Below are 23,558 nucleotides of genomic sequence, written 5' to 3'. Positions count from 1 at the left end.
TAAAGCAGTATATGGGGCTTAAACGACTGGATTCAATGGAAGAATAAAAAAAAGGAGGTAATTGCTTACCTCCTTTTTCAATTTGAGTGACTTGTCTAAAAAAGACCTACTCTGCAACAGCTGCTTGGTTATCTGAGTTGCTGTAAATTAATAGTGGTTCTGACTCACCATTAATTACCGACTCATCAATCACAACCTTGCTTACATCAGTTGAAGATGGCAGTTCGTACATAGTTTCTAGTAGAACACCCTCCAAGATAGAGCGTAGACCACGAGCACCCGTTTTACGGTTCATTGCTTTCTTAGCAATGGCACGTAAAGCGTCTTCACGGAATTCTAGCTCTGTATCCTCAAGCTCAAATAATGCAGCGTATTGTTTTGTCAGTGCATTCTTTGGCTCACAAAGGATTTGGATTAGCGCTTCTTCATCAAGCTCTGTCAGTGTTGTTGTAACAGGTAGACGACCAATGAATTCAGGAATTAGACCATACTTCACTAGATCTTCAGGTTCTACTTGAGTGAACAATTCACCGATAGTTTTAGTTTCGTCTTTCGAACGCACTTCTGCGCCGAAGCCGATACCTGAACCTGTTTCTACACGTTGCTCAATCACTTTATCTAGGCCTGCAAACGCACCACCACAGATAAATAGGATCTTAGACGTGTCCACTTGCAAGAACTCTTGCTGTGGATGCTTACGACCACCTTGAGGTGGAACTGAAGCAACTGTACCTTCAACAAGTTTTAGTAGAGCTTGCTGTACACCTTCACCAGACACGTCACGCGTGATTGATGGGTTTTCAGCTTTACGAGAAATCTTGTCGATTTCATCGATGTAAACAATGCCGCGTTCCGCTTTCGCTACGTCGTAATCACATTTCTGAAGCAACTTCTGGATGATGTTTTCAACATCTTCGCCCACGTAACCCGCTTCGGTTAGTGTTGTTGCGTCTGCCATTGTGAAAGGAACGTCTAGGAAACGAGCCAATGTTTCAGCCAGTAGTGTTTTACCACTACCAGTAGGACCGATAAGAAGAATGTTACTCTTACCTAGCTCTACGCCTTCAGCTGTCGTATCACCATTACGTAAACGCTTGTAGTGGTTATAAACTGCAACTGCTAGCACTTTCTTCGCGTATTCTTGACCGATTACATAGTCGTCAAGATGCTCACGAATCTCACGCGGCGTTGGCAGCGATTCCGATTCTTTCTTAGGAAGAACATCTTTAATTTCTTCACGAATAATGTCGTTACAAAGATCGACACATTCATCACAAATGTAAACAGAAGGACCTGCGATTAACTTGCGAACTTCGTGTTGGCTTTTGCCACAGAAAGAGCAGTAAAGCAGTTTACCGCTACCACCCTCTTTGCTTTTATCTGTCATTCGCTAACCTCTTAGCCTTAACTCTCTATGCTTGAGTGTATATCAATTTGAATCACTTTGCGTTAAACAATTGCCCTGCAATTATTGACCGCGGTGATTAAGAACTGAATCCACCAAGCCGTATTCTACTGCTTGATCAGCAGACATGAAGTTATCACGATCTGTATCGCGCTCAACAACTTCTAGAGGCTGACCTGTGTGCTCTGCCAATAGTTTGTTTAGCTTTTGTTTGATCGTTAGGATCTCTTGCGCGTGAATTTGAATATCAGACGCTTGGCCTTGGAAACCGCCAAGTGGCTGGTGAATCATTACACGTGAGTTTGGAAGCACGTGACGCTTACCAGGAGTACCACCCGCTAGTAAGAATGCACCCATAGAGCAAGCTTGACCCATACATACTGTGCTCACGTTTGGCTTGATGAACTGCATTGTGTCGTAGATAGACATGCCTGCTGTTACGCTACCGCCAGGTGAGTTGATGTAAAGATAGATATCTTTGTCTGGGTTTTCTGATTCCAAGAAAAGCAGTTGAGCCACGACAAGATTTGCCATGTGGTCTTCCACTTGACCTGTTAAGAAAATGATACGTTCTTTTAATAGACGAGAATAAATATCGTAAGAACGTTCACCACGGGAAGTCTGTTCAACCACCATAGGAACTAGTGCGTCCATAATCGATGGCATTGTATTTTTTTCTTGGTAGCTCATATTCTTATGTCCCTAAAATAAATGGCCCGAATGATTAAATCATACGGACCATTGTTAGCAGAATTGTTGACCGTACGTCAACCTTCTACGTCAGATATTACTATATTAAGCAGGTTGCTGATTCATTAGCTCGTTGAAGCTAACTTCTTTATCAGAAACTTGAGCTTTAGCGATGATTGCATCAATAGCTTGCTCTTCTAGAGCAACGTTGCGCATGTTGTTCATCATTTGCTCGTTTTGCTCGTAGTAAGCAATAACTTCTGTTGGATCTTCGTATGCTGTAGCCATCTCTTCGATGATAGCTTTAACTTTCTCGTCGTCAGCTTTTAGCTCTTCAGTCTTGATTACTTCACCAAGTAGAAGACCTACAACTACGCGACGTTTAGCTTGCTCTTCGAACAGCTCACGTGGAAGTTGGTCAGCAGCTTCAGTGTTGCCACCGAAACGTTGAGCAGCTTGTTGACGTAGAACACCGATCTCTTGATCGATTAGAGCAGAAGGTACGTCGATGTTGTTTTCGTTAACTAGACCGTCGATAGCTTGCTCTTTGATGCGGTTCTTAACAGCTTGCTTAAGCTCACGCTCCATGTTCTTACGAACTTCAGCTTTAAGACCTTCAACGCCGTCAGTTGCGCCGAACTTAGCAACGAATTCTTCGTTTAGTTCTGGAAGTTCACGAGCTTCAACTTTGTTTACTTTGATTGCAAACTTAGCTGCTTTACCTTTTAGGTTTTCAGCGTGGTAATCTTCTGGGAAGTTTACGTCGATTTCGAATTCCATACCTGCTGTTTTACCAACGATACCGTCTTCAAAACCAGGGATCATGCGACCAGCGCCCATCTCTAGTGGGAAGTTCTCAGCTTTACCGCCTTCGAACTCTTCACCGTCGATAGAACCAACGAAGTCGATAGTTGCACGAGAACCAGCGTCAGCAGCAGCTTCAACTTCAGTCCAAGTTGCTTGTTGCTTACGTAGAGTTTCGATCATCTCTTCAACGTCAGCTTCTTTAACTTCTACTGCTGGTTTCTCAACAGTGATGTTTTCTAGACCTTTCAGCTCAACTTCTGGGTAAACTTCAAAAGTTGCGTTGAATACTAGGTCAGCGCCTTCGTTGTTTTCAACTGGTGCGAAAGTAGGTGCGCCAGCTGGGTTGATTTTCTCTTTAACGATCGCTTCGATGAAGTGACGTTGCATTACTTCGCCCATCACGTCTTGACGTACTGCTTTGCCGTACATTTTAGCAACCATCTTCATTGGCACTTTGCCTTTACGGAAACCATCGAAACGACGGTTTTTCGCGATGTTGCGTAGTTCAGCTGTAACTGCATCTTCGATGTTAGCAGCAGGAACAGTAATATTAAGACGGCGCTCTAGGCCTTCTAGCGTTTCAACAGTAACTTGCATTATATAAACCTCAAAACTGGCTCAGTAATCTGAGCATATGAGCCGTAACTTAGCTTTAATTCAAAAGCAGACGTTGTTGGCTGCATCCTTGTGTAGTGCTCTATCCGAACACCTAATTTAAAATCGAGCATTGATGTCTGAATTGATTATTCAACCAAACACCAGACTAATCAGCGATATCTTCGTTCTTCACACGTCGATTAAAACGCAATAAAGCTTGTTTTCAGAAACAAGAAAGGTATCTCCGATTAGCCTCAGGACAGAAATTTTAGACGCGACATTCTAGCGATCTGTTTAATCTCTGTCGAGCCGTTCACCTCTGCATGATGATGAATGCTCTAAATTCGTCCAACTAAGTGATACAAAAACGATCAAATCATCACTTAGCACAACAGAAATGGGGACAATAGCGACTTTTTCAAGGGAATCGAGGGCTTTTTTTGCTAAAAACCTTAAAAAGAGATCTTGCTCTTGTTTTACCCCTCAGAGTCGATAACTTTTTCAACAATCCCCGTTACAAACCCTTAACCTACATCCATCTGTTCACTCTCTGCTTTCAGCAAAAACTACCGCTATTTGCTACCATAAACGAGAGAAGACAGGCTTGATTGTTTACCAAAGAAATCAGCGGAGAGCCTTCATGTTTCAAGCTTTTAAAATCCCAATACTGTTAATGGTCACATACAGTTTACTGATGGTGTTTGGCGGTCATTGGGTGTGGAGCACGAGCCATGAAAGTTTGTTAAATGATCATCAATCTAAGCTGGACCGCTTTTCTGTTCATATTTCAAGCCAATTGGATAAGTTCGCGCACATTCCCGAGCTGCTTTCAAAAGACAAAGAGCTGGTCGATGCCCTGCACTCTCCAAGTAACTCTGCGCAAATCGAACTCACTAATCGTTATCTAGAGCACGTAAACTCGGTGATTCAAGCATCCGACACCTACCTACTAGACAGTATCGGCACCACCATTGCAGCCAGTAACTGGAATCAACCGCGTTCTTTTATTCGTCGTAACTTTGCTTTCCGCCCCTACTTTCAAGAAGCGATTATTGGCAATGAAAATCAATATTTTGCGCTAGGTTCAACCTCTGGAAAGCGAGGCTATTATTATTCTTACCCCGTCTCCTATGCCGCCGAGATTATTGGCGTCATTGTCGTAAAGATGGATTTATCGCTGATTGAAGCAAGTTGGAAAGGCAAACAGAGTTTTTTTGTTGCTGACGATAAAGATCAAATTGTATTTATGTCGAGTAACCCTGAGTGGCTGTTCAAAAGCCTTCAGCCGCTAAGCGAAGTACAACACACTCGAATTCAAGAAAGCAGGCAGTATCTCGATACAAAAATAGAAAGCCTGCACTTCTCCGGCGATTTAGACAGTGCCACCAGTCGTATTGAGTCGCCACACAAACTCGTCCAAGAGCAGTTCTTTAGTTCTTCGCGTTTCCTAGCCGAACCAAGACTCACCATACGGGTATTTTCTCCAACCCACTTAGTTTGGTGGGACTTGGTTGCTTACCTTGTGGTTTTGAGCCTAATCTTTGCGATTATTTATCTAACAATGCAGCTCAACCACCATAGACAACAAAGACGAGCACAGATAGACAGGCTGCAATCCGAAGCCAAGCAAAAACTCGAATTTCAAGTGCTTGAACGTACATCGGAGTTACATGTTGAGATCAAACACCGTATCGAAACCGAGCATGTTCTGAGGCAAACCCAAGACGAGCTCATCCAAGCCGCCAAACTAGCAGTGCTAGGGCAGATGTCAGCGAGCATCAGTCACGAACTGAATAACCCGCTTGCCGCGATTCGCAGTTATGCCGACAACGGCCGATTGTTTCTTGCCAAAGAAAAAACCGATCGTGTCGATGACAATCTATCGCGAATCTCGGCACTCACTGATCGTATGGCGAAAATCAGCCACCAGCTTCGCTCGTTCGCCAAAAAATCTACTGCGGAAGAGCTACACACCTTACAAATACTCCCAGTTTTACATTCATCGAAAGAGCTGATGAAGCCACAACTCAAGAGCGAGCGAGTTAAGGTCAACGAACTCCCTGAGACCTTTGATGCTTGCGTGCTCGCCAACGCCATTCAACTGGAACAGGTGATCATTAACCTGCTGACCAACGCGATTCAGGCGGTGGAACAACAAGATGACAAACAATTAGCTATTCTGTTAGAGATTAGAGAGTCCGACCATCAACAAGCCAATACCTTGCTAATTCATGTCGATGATAACGGCCCCGGCTTCACCTCCCCTTCTAGCGGAAACTTTTTTGAACCCTTCCATACCACCAAGAAAAACGGACTTGGACTTGGGCTATCGATTTCTCAACAAATAATCAACGGAATAAATGGCAAGCTCGTTACCGGTAGTAGCCCTCAAGGCGGTGCTCGAATCAGCATAGAGTTGCCCCTTGTTGGACATGAACAGCAAACAAAAACTCAGCAATAACCAGAATACAAAGAAGTAAAGGAATCACTATGTGTCACGTCTATTTCATTGATGATGAATCCGATCTAAGAATGGCGATTGAACAGAGCTTCGAGCTCGCCGACATTGATGCCGAATTCTTTCCCGATGCGGAGTCTGCTCTGCTCGCGATTCAAGAAAACGGCTTACCTCACGTGATCATCACTGATATCTGTCTACCAGGTCTATCCGGGCATGATCTGCTCAACACCGTGATGCACAAAGACAAAGAGATCCCCGTGATCATGATTACTGGTCACGGCGATATTTCAATGGCCGTTCAAGCCATCCAATACGGCGCCTATGACTTCATTGAAAAACCTTTCGCTAATGAACGCCTAATCGAAACCACTAAGCGAGCGATAGAAAAACGTCAGCTCACACTAGAGAACCTTGAGTTAAAACGTTCACTCAAAGCCAGCCAAGCACTCGGCCCTAGAATCATTGGTGATACGCAATCCATGACTGAGCTGCGCTCCATCATCACCCATATTGCCGACACCAATGCCGATATATTATTGTTTGGCGAGACAGGTACAGGTAAAGAGTTAGTAGCACGTTCTCTGCATGAACAAAGCAGCCGTCGAGAGCAAAACTTTGTCGCGGTCAACTGTGGTGCTGTTCCTGAAAACCTGATTGAGAGTGAACTGTATGGCCATGAAAAAGGGGCATTCACGGGCGCAGAAAGCATGCGAGTGGGTAAATTCGAGTTTGCTCAAGGCGGAACTCTATTCTTAGATGAAGTTGAATCCATGCCGATGCAGGCACAAATTCGCCTATTACGCGTCTTACAAGAACGCGTTATTGAGCGAGTTGGTTCAAACGGTTTAGTGCCACTAGATATTCGAGTGATAGCAGCAACCAAAGTCGACCTAAAGAAAGCCGCTGAAGAAGGCTCTTTCCGCCAAGATCTCTATTATCGACTCAATGTTGTGACCTTAGATTTACCGCCGTTAAGAAGCCGACAAGAAGATATCCCAGCACTCTTCCACCACTTCTTACTGGTCGCTGCGGCGCGTTATGGCAAGACTGCCCCTGCCCTTCCACAAAAGGAGCTGCACGCACTTTTGGCTCATGATTGGCCGGGAAATGTTCGAGAATTACGTAATACTGCAGAGCGTTTTGTACTTTTAGGTAAGCTTTCTCACTTATCAGACAGCGCCACTGAAACTACTCAAGAACTGTCTTTGGCAGAATTGGTATCTGACTTTGAAAAAAACACGTTGAAGCAGGCACTTATTGAATGCAATGGCAGTATAAAAGAGACCATGGAGAGGCTGCAATTACCGAGGAAAACCCTCTACGATAAGATGCAAAAGCACCAGCTAACGAAAGAATCTTATAAGGTAGAACCAAACTAAATTAGATTTGGGAGCAAGATCACCTATACTTATTTCGACAACAGGATGTTATGCAATAAATATAATAAGGAAGTGGTTATGGGTGAGAAAACAAAAGTGCCATCGATTACCGATACTTTCGAGATAGATGGTATTTTTTATGCTGACAATCATGTCGATCTACACACGCCAGAATTAGAGGCAAAACGCGCTTTGTATGAGCAGATAAAGCCTCATTCAAATCGTGGCAGAAATATAGATGAGGAGGTCTAGCGACCTCCTCATTTTTTATGGATTAAATTCCATGTCAGTGAATGACTCAAATAGCTACTTGGTTATGATCTCTGGTCCCATCAAGGTGGTCGGTAACCATGTTGATACCCAAGGTACGTAAGTTACGATAATCAAGAACAAGAACATCACGCCAACCCACGGCAACGCTGCTTTTACCACGTTCATCATCGACATCTTCGCGACCCCGGCGGTCACAAACAAATTGAGCCCAACAGGCGGCGTTATCATCCCTATCTCCATGTTCACCACCATCATGATACCTAGGTGAATTGGGTCGATACCCAGTGCAATTGCAATTGGGAATACCAACGGCGCAACGATGATCAGCAAACCTGATGGCTCCATGAACTGCCCACCAATCAAGAGTAGAACGTTCACCACAATCAAGAAGGTGATCGGACCCAAGCCTGCAGAAAGCATAGACTCAGTGATCATCTGAGGAATGCGTTCCTCTGTCAGTACATGCTTAAGAATCAGAGCATTGGCAATGATAAACAGCAGCATGATCGTCAGCTTACCTGCATCATAGAGCGTGTCTTTGGTATCTTTATGGAAGAAGGTTTGGAACACTTTAACCAAAGCAGGCTTTGTATTCTTCTTGTCCGCAAACGGCCCCATATCTTTGTAGATAAAGTTGGCAATAAAGAACGCGTATACCGCTGCAACAGCCGCCGCTTCCGTCGGTGTAAAGATACCGCCGTAGATACCACCCAAAATGATGACAATCAGTAGCAGACCCCAACTTGCGTCTTTTGCTGCTGCGAACATCTCACTCCAGCCCACAAAAGGCTGTGCAGGAATCTTCTTAATACGTGCTGCAATGTAGATAGCAATCATCAACATCACACCGGCCAACAGGCCAGGAATAACGCCACCGAGGAACATGCGACCTACAGATACATCCGTCGCCGCAGCGTAAACAACCATAACGATGGATGGTGGAATCAAGATACCCAAAGTACCCGCATTACAGATAACCCCTGCCGCGAATTCTTTTGTGTAGCCGTTTTTGATCATACCAGCGATAACAATACTACCGATTGCTACTACCGTTGCTGGAGACGATCCAGATAACGCTGCGAACATCATACATGCCACAACCGACGCCATCGCTAAACCGCCGCGGAACCAGCCGACCATTGCGATAGCAAAACGGATAATACGTTTCGCCACACCACCTGTGGACATGAAGCTAGAGGCCAAGATAAAGAAAGGGATCGCTAAGAGTGTGTAGTGGCCTGCAAATGCATTAAACAGCGTTTGTGCAACCGAAGCTAGTGACGCATCAGAGTGCATCAACAAGAATATGACGCTCGATAAACCAAGGGAAATCGCAATTGGTACACCGACCAACATGAAAGCAATTACCATTAAAAATAGAAATAACATTGCCATGATTAGTCTTCCTTACCGTTAGATTTTGTACCCGACTCGTTCGCCTTGTTTTGCTTAGTCGAATTCAATACCGCTGTCGCGTCTTCATCAGAACCCGCTAACACATCAGCTTTCAATGCATCCAGCTCTTCTTCGGCTTCATGACCTGCAATCATGCGGTCAAGCTTGCCCGTCGCCACTTGATAAGCGATTTGGATGAATCGGAACGTCAGCATTGCCATACCAATCGGCAGCGCCATATAAGGAATAAAACGTGGCAGTTTCTCGTATCGCTCGCCTTCATTCAGCCAGCCAGCAAGAAACTGAAGCATCTCGGGCATTGGAATATCATCGGTCTCGTACCAAGCGCGCTCAGTCGCGAACGGGTACCAGTAATTCCAAGAACCTATAAGAAGTAAGATTGAAAAGGCCAGGCAGCTTGCAACGGCGATTAACGCATACACTTTACGTAGCTTTTCTGGGGCAAGGTTAATAATGACATCAACGCCAATGTGAAAGTGTTTTTTAACGCCATAAGATGCGCCTACTAACACCATCCAAGCGAACATGAACACAGTCAGTTCTAGTGCCCACAATATATTGCCATTAAATGCGTATCTGAATACCACATTGGCAAAAGTAAGTAGCGTCATTGCGCCAAGGAAAAATGCGATTAATGACTCTTCAATCACATCCGTAACTCTTCCGACTTTGGAAAAAAGAGAGGTTTCCAGTGCTGATTCGCTAGAATTTGGTTGTTCCATTTGAGGATTATCCATAATTGACTCCGCTTATAGTTATTTTAATAAGGAGTGGCGAAATGCACGCCACTCCCTTAGCGGTGTTATTGGTTTGAAGCTAACGCTGCATCGATAAGGTCTGAACCGATGTCTTTTTCAAACTTCTTCCATACTGGTTGAAGTGCTGCTACCCATGCTTCACGCTGTTCAGGCGTAAGTGTACGAACCTCACCACCGGCTTCGATGATGTTATTTTTGTTCGCTAGGTTAACTTTTGAAGATTCTGCATTACGTGTTTCAGAGACTTCTTGAACGATAGTACCAAGCTGTGTACGTACATCTTCAGGTAGGTCTTTCCAGAAGTCGTTTGACGTTACAACTAAGTAATCCAAGATACCGTGATTGGTTTCAGTTACGCCGTCTTGTACTTCAAAGAACTTCTTACCGTAGATGTTTGACCATGTGTTCTCTTGGCCATCGATAACCTTAGTTTGCAGGCCGCCGTATACTTCTTTAAAAGACATCTTCTGTGGGTTAGCACCTAGTTGTTCAAACTGAGCCACCAATACGTCTGATGCTTGAACACGGAATTTCAAACCTTCCGCATCTTCAGGGTTGATAAGAGGTTTATTCGCCGACATCTGTTTCATGCCATTGTGCCAAAACGCTAGACCTTGTAAGCCACGACGCTTCATTGCATTCTTCAGTTTTTCGCCAGATTCTGAGTTTTGGAAACGGTCAACGGCTTCTACGTCTTCAAATAGGAAAGGAAGGTCAAAAATGCGGTATTTCTTAGTGAACTTCTCAAATTTAGACAGCGATGGTGCCGCCATTTGAACATCACCATTTAATAGGGCTTCCAGTACCTTATTATCATCGTAAAGTGTTGAGTTAGGGAAAACTTGCATACAAGCTTTGCCATTCATTTCCGTGTTTACTCGCTCTTCCAGTAAAGAAGCGGCAATGCCTTTCGGGTGCTTGTCGGTATTGGTTACATGACTGAATTTAATCACGATTTCACCAGGGTCACAGTTTGCAGCAGCATTAAAACTTGTGAGCGCCAGAGCAGATACAGACAGCAGGGTAAGAGGCTTAAACATTATTATTCTCCTTAGTAAACAAAGCAGCCCTTCAATGGGAACTGCGTGCTTTCACTAAGGCAATTAGCGCGCCATATTGACACAATTCATTAACAAGCCTTTAACCGCAAGGCTTCATCAGATCTGCCTGCAGTTGTCGCTAACTCGCTACAAAAATTAATGGGTGGAAAATGACACATAGAATATTTGTAAATGGGTGGGAGTTGACCAAAGCATCAGTGATAAATGAGGTCTGACCAAAAGCCCCTTTCACGATGATGCCTTGAAGTAATTTCAACCTATCCTGTAGAGTGCTGCACAACTTAGTCAGATTTACTGATCCACTACTTACCAAGAGTTGCTACCCATGAGTCAGATCTACCATCACCCAGTACAGATTTACTACGAAGATACCGATCACTCAGGTGTGGTTTATCACCCTAACTTTCTTAAATACTTTGAGCGTGCGCGCGAGCATGTGTTGGGCAGCGATAAACTGGCAGAGTTGTGGAATGAACATGGACTGGGGTTTGCGGTGTATAAAGCCAATATGACCTTTCAAGACGGCGTTGAGTTCGCAGAGATCTGCGATATCCGAACCTCTTTTGAGCTCGATGGCAAATACAAAACCTTATGGCGACAAGAGGTATGGCGTAAAGATGCAACCAAACCTGCCGTGATTGGTGATATCGAGATGGTTTGCCTAGATAAAGACAAACAACTTCAGCCTGTACCCGCAGAAGTATTAAAAGCGATGCTTGGAGAGTCGAGCTAACTTTATTTTATCCACATAGACGTAAAGAGATGAGACGACGAAAAGGTTCTCATCTCTATCTGCATGGGGAGCAAATTCCCGCCAAGCGTCACCGCAAAGCGATACTGTTCATCCAGCCGCCCTAAGCAACACTGCCAATCTGTAGAACTATCGTCTTGTTGAGCAGAATCCAAATTCAACCCAATCCCGCTATGTAGCCTGATTTCGCGATACAAGCCTGATTGAAAGCCTGACGAACTGAGTTCCACTACTTGCTTGGTCAAAAATGTTCGCTTGGTCAAATTAGAGAAATCGAACGAGAAGCTTCGCAACGATGTGGCTAGCCCCTTGCCTGTCGCTTTGATATACGACTCCTTCAGCGCCCAAAGATCGAAAAAACGCTCTCTCTGCAGTAATGCCGTTCACTTAAGAGTGAACGGCATTTTTGTTCTTAGCATACCGTTGTGGTCTGGGTTTAACTCTTCTAGGGAATGTCCTTTCCCTTCGCCCTTCAAGTATTAAGCTTTCAGCCATGTTGTGGAACCCCTTTAGCTGACGAGGTATTGCGCCTGGTGTTGAATAAGGTAAGCCTACAAGTAACGCTGATACATGAGCTAACGTGCCGTTAAAACTCAGTTGATAAGGAAGGTAATTTCCCTTTAAATTGAAGCAGAGCTCGACCATCTGATATCGGATTAAATTGTAAGTAAGCAAGATGCCCCATAACTCCTGCTTGACCAGCTCTGGTAAACGACTTCGCAGCGTAAGACGGTTTCCAAGCATGTATTGTTTTTGCTCTCGGTAGCCCAGCTCTATTTCCCAACGATGCTCATAAAGGCCTGCAATATCTTTTGATGGGTAACGCAGGGAGTCCGTCATGGAGGTTAATACTTGGTAGTCTTTTCCTTTAATTTTACGAGTGACAAGTCGAGCGGTTATCGACTTTGGTAAATCAGGCCATAGCTTTCTAGCTCTTGGATTACTGTGTAATTGAACAAGTTTGTCATTTCGCCCTAAAGATTGAACAATGTCATATTGTGTATTTTTCTTGAGGGGGATAAGCCAATGGCGCTCTGAGCCAGAGTCTTGCCATTTATGTAATAAACCTAAAGAATAGAACCCCTTATCGAACATTGTTACGCTATGGTTTGGTGTTGTTTCTATCAGTTTTTCAGCTAATATCATTTCGTTTGTATTGTAATTATCAAATGCACTGGCCGTAATAATGTGACTGCTTAGTTCCATTTGGCAGACCATTCTCACTTGCGGATATTGCGTCCCTTTTTGTCGAGAAAATGCCTTTTCATTTTGCGGGTTATCGGGCGTTCGCCAAACAACGCCATCGACGCCAAGCAGCGTTAATCCATTCCATTGGGGTAACTTTGCACTGTTTAACCATGACGTAGTCATTCGCTCAAAGACCGCTTTAATTGCGTCTTCACCCAACGTCTTTCGACGTTGAGTTAACGCACTCGGTGCGACAAAAGCTTTACCTGTACGGTCGACAATATCAAGTTGGTTCACTAAATCTTTCATGGATTTACTGTTATAGATAGCCATTCCAACAAGCAGCCACACCATGGATTCTAAAGTTAATTACCTCTTTCTCATCGTGACAGTATCAGTAAGAGAATAGGCTTCGTCAATGAGTTCAATTGGAAGCAAGTCAGACAAAGTCTCAACGCTGCTAGGTTTCCAATCATTAATTATGTTTAGAGCTTGAAAAACATCCATAAAAAAATCCAAGTGCATTAAATACACTTGGATTTTGACAGCTCTGAAGGATCCTTCAACCGATCGCTTTGGCTTTAACTGATCGGCATTAGACCTCGTGGTCGACTTTTCTTTGGACGTTCTTATCTAAACTAGATAGACGATCAAGACTTCTGCATACGCTTTTTCAAGCGCGCTAAATCAATTGCACTTGAGCGTACAGTAAGCTTGATGCATTCGTAGTCGTATTCTTCCTTCACCACACTCATGTTTGAGCGAATCTCACCGATAATGCCTTGTCCAGAATAAGGAATCGTGATCTCTTCTTCGATCATGCCTTGTTCAGCCACACCCACAATGTACTTGTGTAGTTTGGTGATATCGAGCGGGTCACGAGTCGAGGTCAGCATTGCATCTGGGAATTCTTCAATCAGCTCTAACTGTTCTTCTTCGCTCAATCTATCGCACTTGTTCAGTACCAATAGTTTTTCGCTGCCTTCAACGCCCACTTGCGCTAATACTTCGTGTACCACATCAAGCTGTGCGCGGAATGAAACATCAGAAGCATCAACCACATAAAGCAGCAATGAAGCATCATGCGCTTCTGCTAGTGTTGAGTGGAATGAAGCAACCAGATCGTGTGGCAGTTTCTTGATGAAACCCACCGTATCTGACACTAAGATACGCGGCTGAGTGATCGGCTGAAGTGCACGAACCGTGGTATCTAAGGTCGCGAATAGCTTATCTTCACCGCTCACTTCGGTTGCGGTCATAGCGCGCATCATCGAAGATTTACCCGCGTTGGTGTAGCCAACCAGAGCAACAGTGAAAAGCTCCGAACGCTGAGTGCGTCGGTTCTTCATTTCGTCCTGTACGCTAACCAGCTCACGTTTAAGCGCAGCAATTTGGTCACGTACTTTACGGCGGTCTAGCTCTAATGAAGTTTCACCAGCACCCTGACCCATTTGACGCTCTTTATCACCGTCGGCTGTTTCACGCAGTCGAGGCACTAAGTAGTTTAGGCGAGCGATTTCAACTTGCAGACGTGCGGTACGAGTACGAGCATGGCGGCTAAAGATCTCGATGATGATACCAGTACGGTCAAATACCTCGACACCCAAGTGCGCTTCTACATTACGCAGTTGAGATGGGCTCAAATCACAGTCGAATACCACTACGTCAGCAGTACCAAACTCCACATCTTCAGATGGAAGATCATCAAAATCTAATTCATCGATACTAGCGCGAAAATCAAAAGATTCATCGATAAAATCTTCATCTTCTGCTTCTTCAATCGAACCTTGGTAACCGGTGAGGTGTGCAATTTCTGCAAGCTTACCTGCGCCCAACACGTTTTGTCGTTGTGTTGAACTGTGGTGCTGTGATTGTGTACCGACCACTTTAAACCCTAGGGTTGTTACTAAGCGAGCAAGTTCGGCAAGAGACTCTTTTGCTTCGTCACCTTTGAAGTCCGGTGTCGTAATAGAAATAAGTAAAGCGTTACTAGCTGAGGGTTTTGCTGTTAGTTTCATGTATTCTTCTGTTTATGCACTAATGTGCAACCTAGTATTTGGTCTAAAGTAGCGCGATCCTACGCTGTTCTCGGTCAGCTTTATAGAGCTAACGGAGGCTATTTGGCGATATTATTGCAGTTAATCCATTTATCTCGTTTATCCCTCTGTTTTCGTGAGGAAATAAAACAGGCTAAAACAACAAAAAAGACAGCATCACGTTACTTATTAGTAATTAGTGATACTGCCTTTGCTTAAGCTTAGACTCTCATTGAGCTACTGTCTCAAAAACTAAAAATCAATTCTCGCTTCAGTCTGAGCATCAAAGAATACCGCCTTTGATAAGTCAAAATGCAGCGGCGCCATTTGCCCAACTGACACTTCAAATTCTGGCGACAAGCGACATGCCACTTCTTGGTCGTTCACTTTCACCATCGCAATCGTATCTGGCCCTGTTGGTTCTAGCACTTCTAACTGCAAGTCTAGCTTGGTCGTTGCCGACACATCTTCACTTTCCTGCTCGGTAATATGTTCAGGGCGCAGGCCAATCACCACTTCTTTGCCATCTTGCTCACGCATGCTTTGTGGTAATCGAATGTGGTGCTCTTGCTCAGCTGTACCCGTTACTTTGATGATCGGATTCTGCTCATCATCCAAATCCACCATGGTCTTAATGAAGTTCATAGATGGTGAACCCATAAAGCCCGCCACGAACATGTTATTTGGCTTGGTGTAGATCTCTTGCGGCGTACCGAGTTGCTGCAGTTCACCATCTTTCATCACCGCAATACGGTCAGCCAAGGTCATCGCCTCGATTTGGTCATGGGTCACGTAGACAATGGTGGTGTTCAGCTTTTGGTGCAGACGTTTGATCTGGTGTCGCATCTCGACACGTAGCTTGGCATCCAAGTTAGAAAGCGGCTCATCGAACAGATACAGCTTAGGACGACGCGCCAAAGCGCGCCCCATAGCGACACGTTGACGCTGACCACCAGATAGCTGCGATGGTTTACGATCAAGCAGTTGTTCGATTTGTAGCATTTCAGCGACGCGATTCACTTCTGCGTCGATTTCGTCTTGTGGCATCTTGCGGATCTTCAAGCCGAAGGCGATATTGCCGCGTACCGTCATGTTTGGGTAAAGTGCGTACGACTGGAATACCATCGCGATGTCGCGGTCTTTAGGTTCAACCTGGGCCACGTCAACACCATCAATCACGATTTCACCCGAGCTAATATTTTCTAGCCCAGCAATGGTGTTCATTAGGGTGGATTTTCCACACCCCGAAGGGCCGACAAGTATCAAGAACTCCCCCGAATCGATACTGATGTCGATGCCCTTTAACGTTTCGTTGTCCGCGTTGCGATAGGTTTTACGGATCTGTTTTAAATCTAATGTTGCCATGGGTAATTATCCTTTTACTGATCCTGCCGTTAGGCCACGAACAAAATATTTTCCTGCGAAGACATACACCAACAGCGTTGGCAGCGCGGCGATGATCGCGGCAGCCATATCAACGTTGTATTCTTTAACGCCCGTGCTGGTGTTGACTAAGTTATTTAATGCTACGGTGATTGGCTGAGTCTCTGAGCCGGAATACACCACCCCGAACAAGAAATCGTTCCAGATTGCGGTGAACTGCCAGATCACCGTCACCATGATGATAGGCGTAGAGATCGGTAATAAGATCTTGAAGAAAATGGTAAAGAAGCCTGCACCATCCAGTTTTGCTGCTTTGATCAATTCATCCGGAATCGAGATGTAGAAGTTACGGAAAAACAGAGTTGTAAACGCCATGCCGTAGATAACGTGCACAATCACCAAGCCGATGGTTGTGTTCGCTAGCCCCATCTTGCCGAGCATGGTTGCCATTGGTAGTAGCACCACTTGGAACGGAATGAAGCAACCAAACAACAGTAAGCTGAAGAACAGATTCGAGCCTCGGAATTGCCATTTCGTCACTACATAACCATTGAATGCACCGAGCAATGTTGAAATCGCAACCGCAGGAATCACCATTTGGAACGAGTTCCAGAAGTAGCCTTTGATGCCTTCACATTTCACGCCCGTACAGGCGGTGTCCCACGCTTTATACCAAGCATCAAACACCCACTCTTTCGGTAAGCTCATCAAGTTACCTGCCTTGATGTCTGGCAGAGTTTTGAATGAGGTCAGCGCCATGACAAACAATGGCATTAGATACACCAAGCAGAAGAAAAGCAGTGCTGAATAAATAAAGATTCGAGCAAAATTGATGTTATTCATCATGACTTTTTCTCCCTAAGTTCAGAGTAAAGATAAGGCACGAGAATCGCTAAGATACCAGCAAGCATCATCATGGCACTGGCAGCACCAAGGCCGATTTGTCCACGCGTAAATGAGTGTGCGTACATGAATAACGCAGGAAGATCCGATGAATAACCTGGGCCACCCGCTGTCATCGCGGTCACAAGGTCGAAACTCTTAATCGCAATGTGTGAGGTGATGATCACCGCGCTGAAAACCACAGGGCGCAAGCAAGGTAGAATGATTTTCAGATAAATAGTGGGTAAGCTTGCCCCATCAATTTGAGCCGCTTTGATGATTGAAGAATCAATGCCACGAAGGCCGGCTAAGAACATCGCCATCACGAAGCCTGACGACTGCCAAAGTGCTGCGATAACCAAGGTATAGACCGACATTTCAGAGTCGACTAACCAATCGAATTTGAAGTCGGTAAAGCCCCAATCTTGCATCAGTTTTTCAATGCCAAGACCCGGATTGAGAATCCATTTCCAAGCGGTACCCGTCACGATGAATGACAAGGCCATTGGGTATAAATAAATGGTACGAATCGCGCCTTCTTGACGGATGTTCTGGTCAAGCAATACCGCCAAACCCACACCCAACAAGATAGCAATCGCCATGAACAGAAAACCAAACACACCGAGGTTGGTGATTGAGGTGATCCAGCGATCGTTGTCCATCAGCTTTTCATATTGAGCTAAACCAACAAAGTTGAAGCTCGGTAAAAATCGAGAATTCGTAAACGACAGCGCCGCCGTCCAGAATATATAGCCGTAGATACACACCACGGTCACTAACGCGGTCGGCGCCAGTACAATCTTGGGTAACCAATGTTGCAACCTGTCAGCAAAGCTAGGCTTGGGCGCAGGCTGGCTCCTTGTGGGTTTTGGAGTCGACTCAGTCAAAACATGCTCCATAACTTATCCTTGTTGCACAATCGAGCCAATGGCTTACCTTTCGGCACCACATCAGCATCACGCATATCAGAATTGGGAGTGAAGAGTAGATAGACTCCCTACGAGCCTACCCACCCTGGGGGTTTGGTAAAGCAACACAACCCGTCACTCACGTGCGTTGTGTGTCGCTTATCAAGTTAGATTAGATAGCCGCTTTCACAGCTTTCGCTAACTTAGCCGCCGCTTGTTTTGGATCGGCATCTTTTTCGTTGAAGAAGTTGGTTACCACGTCGTAAATCGCGCCTTGAGCGTAGCTTGTTGTCGCTAGGCCGTGAGCCATACTCGGAACAAGATCGCCAGATTTCGCACTCGCTTTGAAGGTTGCCATTGAATCCAACGCACATTGGTCGAACTTAGACATGTCCATATCTAGACGTACAGGGATAGAACCCTTGTTAAGGTTGAAGACTTCTTGGAAATCTTTGGTAAGAATGGTTTTCGCTAGGTCTTGCTGCGCTTTTTGGTTCTCTTTGTCACTCAGCTCAAAGAACGCAAAGCTATCGATGTTGAAAGTGAATTGGCCATCAGTGCCCGGTGCTGGTGCACAGATGTAATCTTTACCCGGTACTTTGCCTGCCGCAGTAAATTCACCTTTCGCCCAGTCACCCATGATCTGCATTGCCGCTTCGCCATTGATAACCATCGAAGTTGCTACGTTCCAATCACGACCCGGAGAGTTGCTGTCGATGTAATCACGCATCTTTTTGAACTTGGTGAATACTTCCACCATTTTGTCACCAGACAACACGTCCATATCCAGGTCAACGAACGCTTTGTTGTAGTCTTCACTGCCTAGCACATCAAGTGCCACCGCTTCGAATACCGTCGCGTCTTGCCAAGGTTGACCACCGTGAGCCAGTGGAATGAAGCCAGCCGCTTTAATCTTGTCTGCGGCAACAAAGAACTCATCTAACGTAGTTGGAACCGTCACGCCTGATTTTTCTAAAACAACAGGGTTCGCCCAAAGCCAGTTAACACGGTGAACGTTGACAGGAACTGCGACATATTCGCCATCCCACTTCATCACTTTAGTGACCACTTCTGGCAGTAGCTCATCCCATTTTTCTTGTTTCGCAGTTGCATCGAGAGACGTTAGAAAACCTAAACCACCCCACTCTTGAATATCATGACCTTTAATCTGCGCCGCAGATGGAGGATTGCCCGACACTGCTCGAGTTTTCAAAACAGTCATCGCACTTTCACCGCCGCCACCAGCAACAGCGAAATCTTTCCAAGTATGGCCTTGTTCTTCAATCATCTCTTTCAGTACAGCTGCGGATTTCGCTTCGCCACCGGCAGTCCACCAGTGAAGCACTTCCACTTCACCAGCTTGAGAAAATGTTGAGGCAGCAAGAAGAGATAGAGTAAGTAGGGTTTTATTGATTTTCATTATTATCTTCCATGTTTTAGCGGACTCGACGTCCGGTTCAATACAGAGTCTACTTATTCTGATTTGTAAGATTGAAACAAAAGGTAAGCTCAATGTAACACAATTGTTACATTAAACTTCTAGGCCGCGTGGAATATAGACTTTAGCTTCTAAGCCGCCTTGAGGGGAGTTACGAATAATGAGATCTCCGCCGTGTCCGTGTAGGATGTTTCGACAGATTCCAAGCCCTAAACCGTGTCCTTGGTCGTCAGTGGCGAGCCTGAAGTAAGGTTCAAACACCAACTCTAACTTGTCTTCAGGAATACCTTTTCCGTGATCTTGAATAGTCACGATAACCCACACCGAATCACTGTTAATATCGACTTCAGCTGATGTCCCATATTTCACAGCGTTGTCGATAAGATTGGTCAGCACACGTTTAATGGCTAATGGTTTGCCGACTAACGGGTCAACCACAATGGGCTCAAACTCAACCAAGGTTTGATGTTGGTTGTGCAGTTCAATCACGGAGAGCATCATCTCATTGAGGTCGATAATGGCGTTGTTTTCGTGAAGGTCGGTATCTCTTACCGCTTGTAAAGCGCCCTTAACCATCATCTCAAGCTCATCCAAATCCTTATTGAACTTGTCTTTCTTTACTTCGCTTTCCAATAGCTCGGCTCGTAGTCTAAGCCGTGTTATTGGTGTCTTTAAATCATGTGAGATTGCAGAGAAAAGGTGCTCACGGTCGGCAACATAGCGACGAATCCGTTGCTGCATTCGATTAAACGCTCGGGTCGCCGTCACCAGCTCAGTAGCCCCCTCTTCGTTAAGTGGCGGCTGCTGAATATCCATACTCATCTCATTGGCCGCTCTTGCTAATTTTTTAAGAGGGCGTACTTGCCGACGAATCATCAAGTAAGTCAAAACCAAAAGAATGAGGGTCGAGGAAACTAAGAAGATCACCTGTTCTCTGCCGAGAATCGTATCGTCGAGTTTGACGTAAGGCGCAGGCAACAACGCGGCGATATACACCCATTCATGACTGGCTAATTCTATCTGAACAACCAGAATAGGAGGGTTAAGAGGTTCTAAGGTTAAAGTATGATGTGCCCACGATCGTGGGAGATCGCTCAAGTAGATGTCATTTTTAAGCAAACGAAGATGTTCAGGGCGAGAGAAATCAACCCGCACTGATTCGACTTTATTGAGCTTGCTACTCAAAACACTTTCTATCGCTTCAATCGAGGCGGTTTTTAAACGGGTATCAGGGATCGGTTCGACAATCAACGCCTCTTTATTGAAAGAAACGAAGAAGCGCGTACCGCCCATATTGCGGATTTGATCCAACACGATATGGCGATATTTAACGGGCAGAGACTGGAAGAAAGTCACCGTCGAGGCAAACATATTGGCCATGCTTGAAGAGGCAGAACGAATCCCCTCCAGTTCTTTGTGTTTGGATTCGCTATACCAAATAGACGTTGCGATACCTTGAGCTATCACCACAGCTAACAAGGTCAGTAACAATGTTCTGGCAACCAAAGAGTTTGGCTTTAACCGACTCAACCCGTTCATAGGAAATACTTCATTGCCGAGGTGCTCATTAACATCACTTGATTATCAGTGTTCATACTGAACAGGCACAGCGAGGATATAGCCATTACCGCGCATGGTTTTGATGTAGTGAGGATACTTGCCACTGTCGCCCAATCGGCTTCTCAGACGACTAAGCTGCACATCAATGCCTCGCTCAAAAGGCAACGCTTCACGGCCTCTGGTCGCGAATGAGATAGTGTCACGGTCGAGAACTTCGTTAGGGCGAGTTAAGAACAACATCAACAGAGAAAAATCACTGCCCGACAAATCCATCTCTTCCGAGTTTTCATTGTGGGAAATTCGATGCGCTAACGTATCAAGCGTCCAATCACCAAAAACAATCTGTTTTGGCAATGCATCACTTGTCTTGTCATCCACCACTTGAACGCGGCGCAACAACGCTTTGATACGCGCCATTAACTGACGAGGGCTAAACGGCTTGGCAATGTAATCATCAGCACCAATTTCTAAGCCGATAATTTGGTCGGTTTCATCCGATACGGCAGTCAGCATGATGATAGGCACATTCGATTGCTTACGGACGCGTTGACACAAGGTAAAACCATCGTCACCGGGTAGCATCACATCAAGCAGAATCAGATCTGGATAACCTTGGTTTTGCAGATGAGCTTCTAGTTCAACACCATCTCCCACAGAAGAAACATCGAAACCAGATTTTGTGAGGTACTCTTCCAGCAGCTCGCGGATTTCTTGATCATCATCCACCACGAGAATTCGAGTATTTGTTGGCATCGCCCAAACCTATTAAATTTACAACTTATTCACATAGTGTATAGGCTGGCCGATTGTTTGATTATTGACATGTTTGTAAAGTTAGAAGAACAAACAGATAAAGATCACAACTTAGTGACCTCTATCTGAATCTTTAGGGCTTAATCCGCTATTGGTTGGTTATGAAGAGCAGCTGATCTCCATGGCTTTACCCCACTCAGGAGGTAGAGCCGCAAGGTATTCATAATCCGGGTGTTCCGCATAAGGGTCTGCCAGTACCACCATCAAAGCGTCAATATCGCTGCTATCACCGCGCTCTGCTTTGTCTATCGCTAGCTGAGCTAGGTAGTTTCTGAGGATGTATTTCGGGTTTACCTGTCTCATATTTTCGCAGCGCTCGATCACTGAGCTATCTTCCAATTCACAGCGTTGTAAGTAGTTATCTACCCACAGCTTTGCTGCCTCTCGGTCGATAACCAAATCAATCACTTCTTGCGGCTGCAAGGTATCCAAATTCGACAACGTTCTAAAAAATCTTGGGTAGTCGACTTTGTTTTGCGACATCAGCTCGAACATAGATTCGAACAAACGACTGTCGCCTTCTTGTTTCGAAAGTAGCCCCAACTTACGACGCATCATCTGACTAAAGTAACCGTTCATTTGCGGTTCGTACTGCTCTAAAGCCGCCTCTAAGTCGGCCTTATCCACCAGCGGAGAAAGTGAGTGAGCCAGTGCCGACAGGTTCCATAAACCTATTCTCGGTTGCTGGTTGAATGCGTAACGACCTTGGTAATCAGAGTGATTACAGATCAAGCGAGGGTCGTATTCGTCAAGGAAGGCGAATGGGCCGTAATCGAATGTTTGCCCGATGATCGACATGTTATCGGTGTTCATCACGCCATGAGCAAAACCATTCGCTTGCCACAACGCGACCATTTCCGCAGTGCGATCGACAATCTCATTAAACATGGCAGCGTAGGGCTTTTCTTGATCAAGGCATTTCGGGAAGTGCCATTCGATGACTTTATCAGCCAGTAATTTATGTTCTGCCAACTGATTGGTATAAAACAGATGTTCAAAGTGACCAAAACGAATGTGGGATTCAGCAGCACGCACCAACAATGCGCCCCACTCTTGTTTCTCACGATAAACTGGCGTGTCACTGGTCATCATGGCTAATGCACGTGTGGTTGGGATATTAAGCCCCGCCATTGCTTCGCTACATAAGTACTCACGAACGGTTGATCGAATAACAGCGCGTCCATCGCCCATACGTGAATAGGGCGTTTTACCGGCACCTTTAAGGTGTAAATCGAACGTTTCGCCACTTTTCGCGACAATTTGAGCTAATAACAGCCCTCTTCCATCACCTAAATCCGGGTTATAAGAACCAAACTGGTGGCCTGCGTATTTCATTGCTACAGGCGAAAACTGCTCAGGTTCAACATTGCCAGATAACGTTTCAAGCAATTCCTCGGAAGCATCATCAAATGACAAAAAACCGAGTTCATCCGCAAGCTTATGGTTCCATGCGAGCCATTGGACATCGCTGAGCGGTGTAGGTTGAATTGGGGTATAGAACAGTCGAGGTAATGCAGTAAATCGATTGTTAAATGAAATAGAATCCCAGACAGACATGAGAGATACACTGTAGATAAAAGATAACTTAAGATTATCACAGTTTCGTAACAACTTCAGAAGTGCGATGGCGCTTGTTTATAGAGGTAAGGTGATAAACCATTCCACAGGAAGAAAGTGGCGACTAGGAGTAAATGACTAGGGGAAGCTTGCTAAAAGAAGGTGACTAAGAAAAAGTTAAGTGGCTAGCCTGAT

The 23,558-nt window shown here is 45.1% G+C and carries 18 protein-coding genes and 3 pseudogenes; 4 read left to right on the top strand and 17 right to left on the bottom strand.

What is annotated here, in order from left to right:
* Positions 1-106 precede the first annotated feature (106 nt).
* The 4 genes and pseudogenes from clpX to AB4493_RS16270 form a co-directional block, all read right to left on the bottom strand.
* Positions 107-1,387, bottom strand: a complete 1,281-nt coding sequence (gene clpX, locus AB4493_RS16285; RefSeq protein ID WP_009847283.1) for an ATP-dependent protease ATP-binding subunit ClpX — start codon at positions 1,385-1,387, stop codon at positions 107-109.
* An 81-nt stretch (positions 1,388-1,468) separates the two neighbouring features.
* Positions 1,469-2,095 carry an ATP-dependent Clp endopeptidase proteolytic subunit ClpP gene (gene clpP / locus AB4493_RS16280; protein ID WP_004736080.1) on the bottom strand — a complete coding sequence of 209 codons (627 nt, stop codon included), beginning with the start codon at positions 2,093-2,095 and terminating at the stop codon, positions 1,469-1,471.
* Positions 2,096-2,200: 105 nt separating this feature from the next.
* The gene (gene tig / locus AB4493_RS16275; protein WP_017060621.1) at positions 2,201-3,499 is read right to left on the bottom strand and encodes a trigger factor; all 1,299 of its coding nucleotides are present in this window, start codon (positions 3,497-3,499) and stop codon (positions 2,201-2,203) included.
* Between the two features lie 294 nt (positions 3,500-3,793).
* Positions 3,794-3,976, bottom strand: a pseudogene (locus AB4493_RS16270) (hypothetical protein); the annotation flags it as partial.
* A gap of 163 nt (positions 3,977-4,139) precedes the next feature.
* Between AB4493_RS16270 and AB4493_RS16265 the strand changes: the two are divergent.
* The 3 genes from AB4493_RS16265 (at position 4,140) to AB4493_RS16255 (ending at position 7,591) form a co-directional block, all read left to right on the top strand.
* Complete coding sequence (locus tag AB4493_RS16265; protein WP_017060622.1) at positions 4,140-5,960, top strand: ATP-binding protein; 1,821 nt, start codon at positions 4,140-4,142, stop codon at positions 5,958-5,960.
* Between the two features lie 29 nt (positions 5,961-5,989).
* Complete coding sequence (locus tag AB4493_RS16260; protein ID WP_136974223.1) at positions 5,990-7,339, top strand: sigma-54 dependent transcriptional regulator; 1,350 nt, start codon at positions 5,990-5,992, stop codon at positions 7,337-7,339.
* Between the two features lie 78 nt (positions 7,340-7,417).
* Positions 7,418-7,591 carry a hypothetical protein gene (locus AB4493_RS16255; RefSeq protein ID WP_017060624.1) on the top strand — a complete coding sequence of 58 codons (174 nt, stop codon included), beginning with the start codon at positions 7,418-7,420 and terminating at the stop codon, positions 7,589-7,591.
* A gap of 54 nt (positions 7,592-7,645) precedes the next feature.
* Here AB4493_RS16255 and AB4493_RS16250 read toward each other — a convergent pair whose 3' ends face one another.
* From AB4493_RS16250 to AB4493_RS16240, 3 genes are all read right to left on the bottom strand, one after another.
* Positions 7,646-9,007 carry a TRAP transporter large permease gene (locus AB4493_RS16250; protein ID WP_372155427.1) on the bottom strand — a complete coding sequence of 454 codons (1,362 nt, stop codon included), beginning with the start codon at positions 9,005-9,007 and terminating at the stop codon, positions 7,646-7,648.
* 2 nt (positions 9,008-9,009) lie between these two features.
* Complete coding sequence (locus AB4493_RS16245; protein WP_145565715.1) at positions 9,010-9,765, bottom strand: TRAP transporter small permease; 756 nt, start codon at positions 9,763-9,765, stop codon at positions 9,010-9,012.
* A gap of 65 nt (positions 9,766-9,830) precedes the next feature.
* On the bottom strand, positions 9,831-10,826 hold the full coding sequence (locus AB4493_RS16240; protein WP_004736072.1) for a TRAP transporter substrate-binding protein: 996 nt from the start codon (positions 10,824-10,826) through the stop codon (positions 9,831-9,833).
* A 346-nt stretch (positions 10,827-11,172) separates the two neighbouring features.
* On the opposite strand from AB4493_RS16240, the gene AB4493_RS16235 reads away from it, so the two are divergent.
* Entirely contained in the window at positions 11,173-11,580 is a 408-nt protein-coding gene (locus AB4493_RS16235; RefSeq protein ID WP_048607892.1) for a thioesterase family protein, read from the top strand.
* Between the two features lie 2 nt (positions 11,581-11,582).
* On the opposite strand, the pseudogene AB4493_RS16230 reads toward AB4493_RS16235, so the two are convergent.
* From AB4493_RS16230 to AB4493_RS16185, 10 genes and pseudogenes are all read right to left on the bottom strand, one after another.
* Positions 11,583-11,969, bottom strand: a pseudogene (locus AB4493_RS16230) (4'-phosphopantetheinyl transferase superfamily protein); the annotation flags it as partial.
* A 16-nt stretch (positions 11,970-11,985) separates the two neighbouring features.
* Positions 11,986-13,293: pseudogene (locus AB4493_RS16225) on the bottom strand (IS4 family transposase).
* A gap of 143 nt (positions 13,294-13,436) precedes the next feature.
* Positions 13,437-14,804, bottom strand: a complete 1,368-nt coding sequence (gene hflX / locus AB4493_RS16220) for a GTPase HflX (RefSeq protein WP_136974229.1) — start codon at positions 14,802-14,804, stop codon at positions 13,437-13,439.
* A 270-nt stretch (positions 14,805-15,074) separates the two neighbouring features.
* On the bottom strand, positions 15,075-16,187 hold the full coding sequence (locus AB4493_RS16215; protein ID WP_017066148.1) for an ABC transporter ATP-binding protein: 1,113 nt from the start codon (positions 16,185-16,187) through the stop codon (positions 15,075-15,077).
* Between the two features lie 6 nt (positions 16,188-16,193).
* Positions 16,194-17,051 carry a carbohydrate ABC transporter permease gene (locus AB4493_RS16210; protein WP_009848502.1) on the bottom strand — a complete coding sequence of 286 codons (858 nt, stop codon included), beginning with the start codon at positions 17,049-17,051 and terminating at the stop codon, positions 16,194-16,196.
* Positions 17,048-17,986 (bottom strand): carbohydrate ABC transporter permease, encoded by a 939-nt coding sequence (locus AB4493_RS16205; protein WP_017060634.1) that lies wholly within the window; start codon positions 17,984-17,986, stop codon positions 17,048-17,050. Before AB4493_RS16205 ends, AB4493_RS16210 begins: the two co-directional genes overlap by 4 nt.
* Before the next feature lie 181 nt (positions 17,987-18,167).
* Positions 18,168-19,415 carry an ABC transporter substrate-binding protein gene (locus AB4493_RS16200; protein ID WP_017066147.1) on the bottom strand — a complete coding sequence of 416 codons (1,248 nt, stop codon included), beginning with the start codon at positions 19,413-19,415 and terminating at the stop codon, positions 18,168-18,170.
* 111 nt (positions 19,416-19,526) lie between these two features.
* Complete coding sequence (locus AB4493_RS16195; protein WP_372155424.1) at positions 19,527-20,972, bottom strand: ATP-binding protein; 1,446 nt, start codon at positions 20,970-20,972, stop codon at positions 19,527-19,529.
* Between the two features lie 45 nt (positions 20,973-21,017).
* Positions 21,018-21,746 (bottom strand): response regulator, encoded by a 729-nt coding sequence (locus AB4493_RS16190; protein WP_017060637.1) that lies wholly within the window; start codon positions 21,744-21,746, stop codon positions 21,018-21,020.
* A gap of 159 nt (positions 21,747-21,905) precedes the next feature.
* Entirely contained in the window at positions 21,906-23,363 is a 1,458-nt protein-coding gene (locus AB4493_RS16185) for a protein adenylyltransferase SelO (RefSeq protein ID WP_372155422.1), read from the bottom strand.
* Positions 23,364-23,558 lie beyond the last annotated feature (195 nt).

It is taken from the genome of Vibrio sp. 10N.222.55.A1, from assembly GCF_041473835.1.
GTDB classification, from domain to species: domain Bacteria; phylum Pseudomonadota; class Gammaproteobacteria; order Enterobacterales; family Vibrionaceae; genus Vibrio; species Vibrio crassostreae_C.
This window is presented reverse-complemented; position numbering and strand designations above follow the sequence as displayed.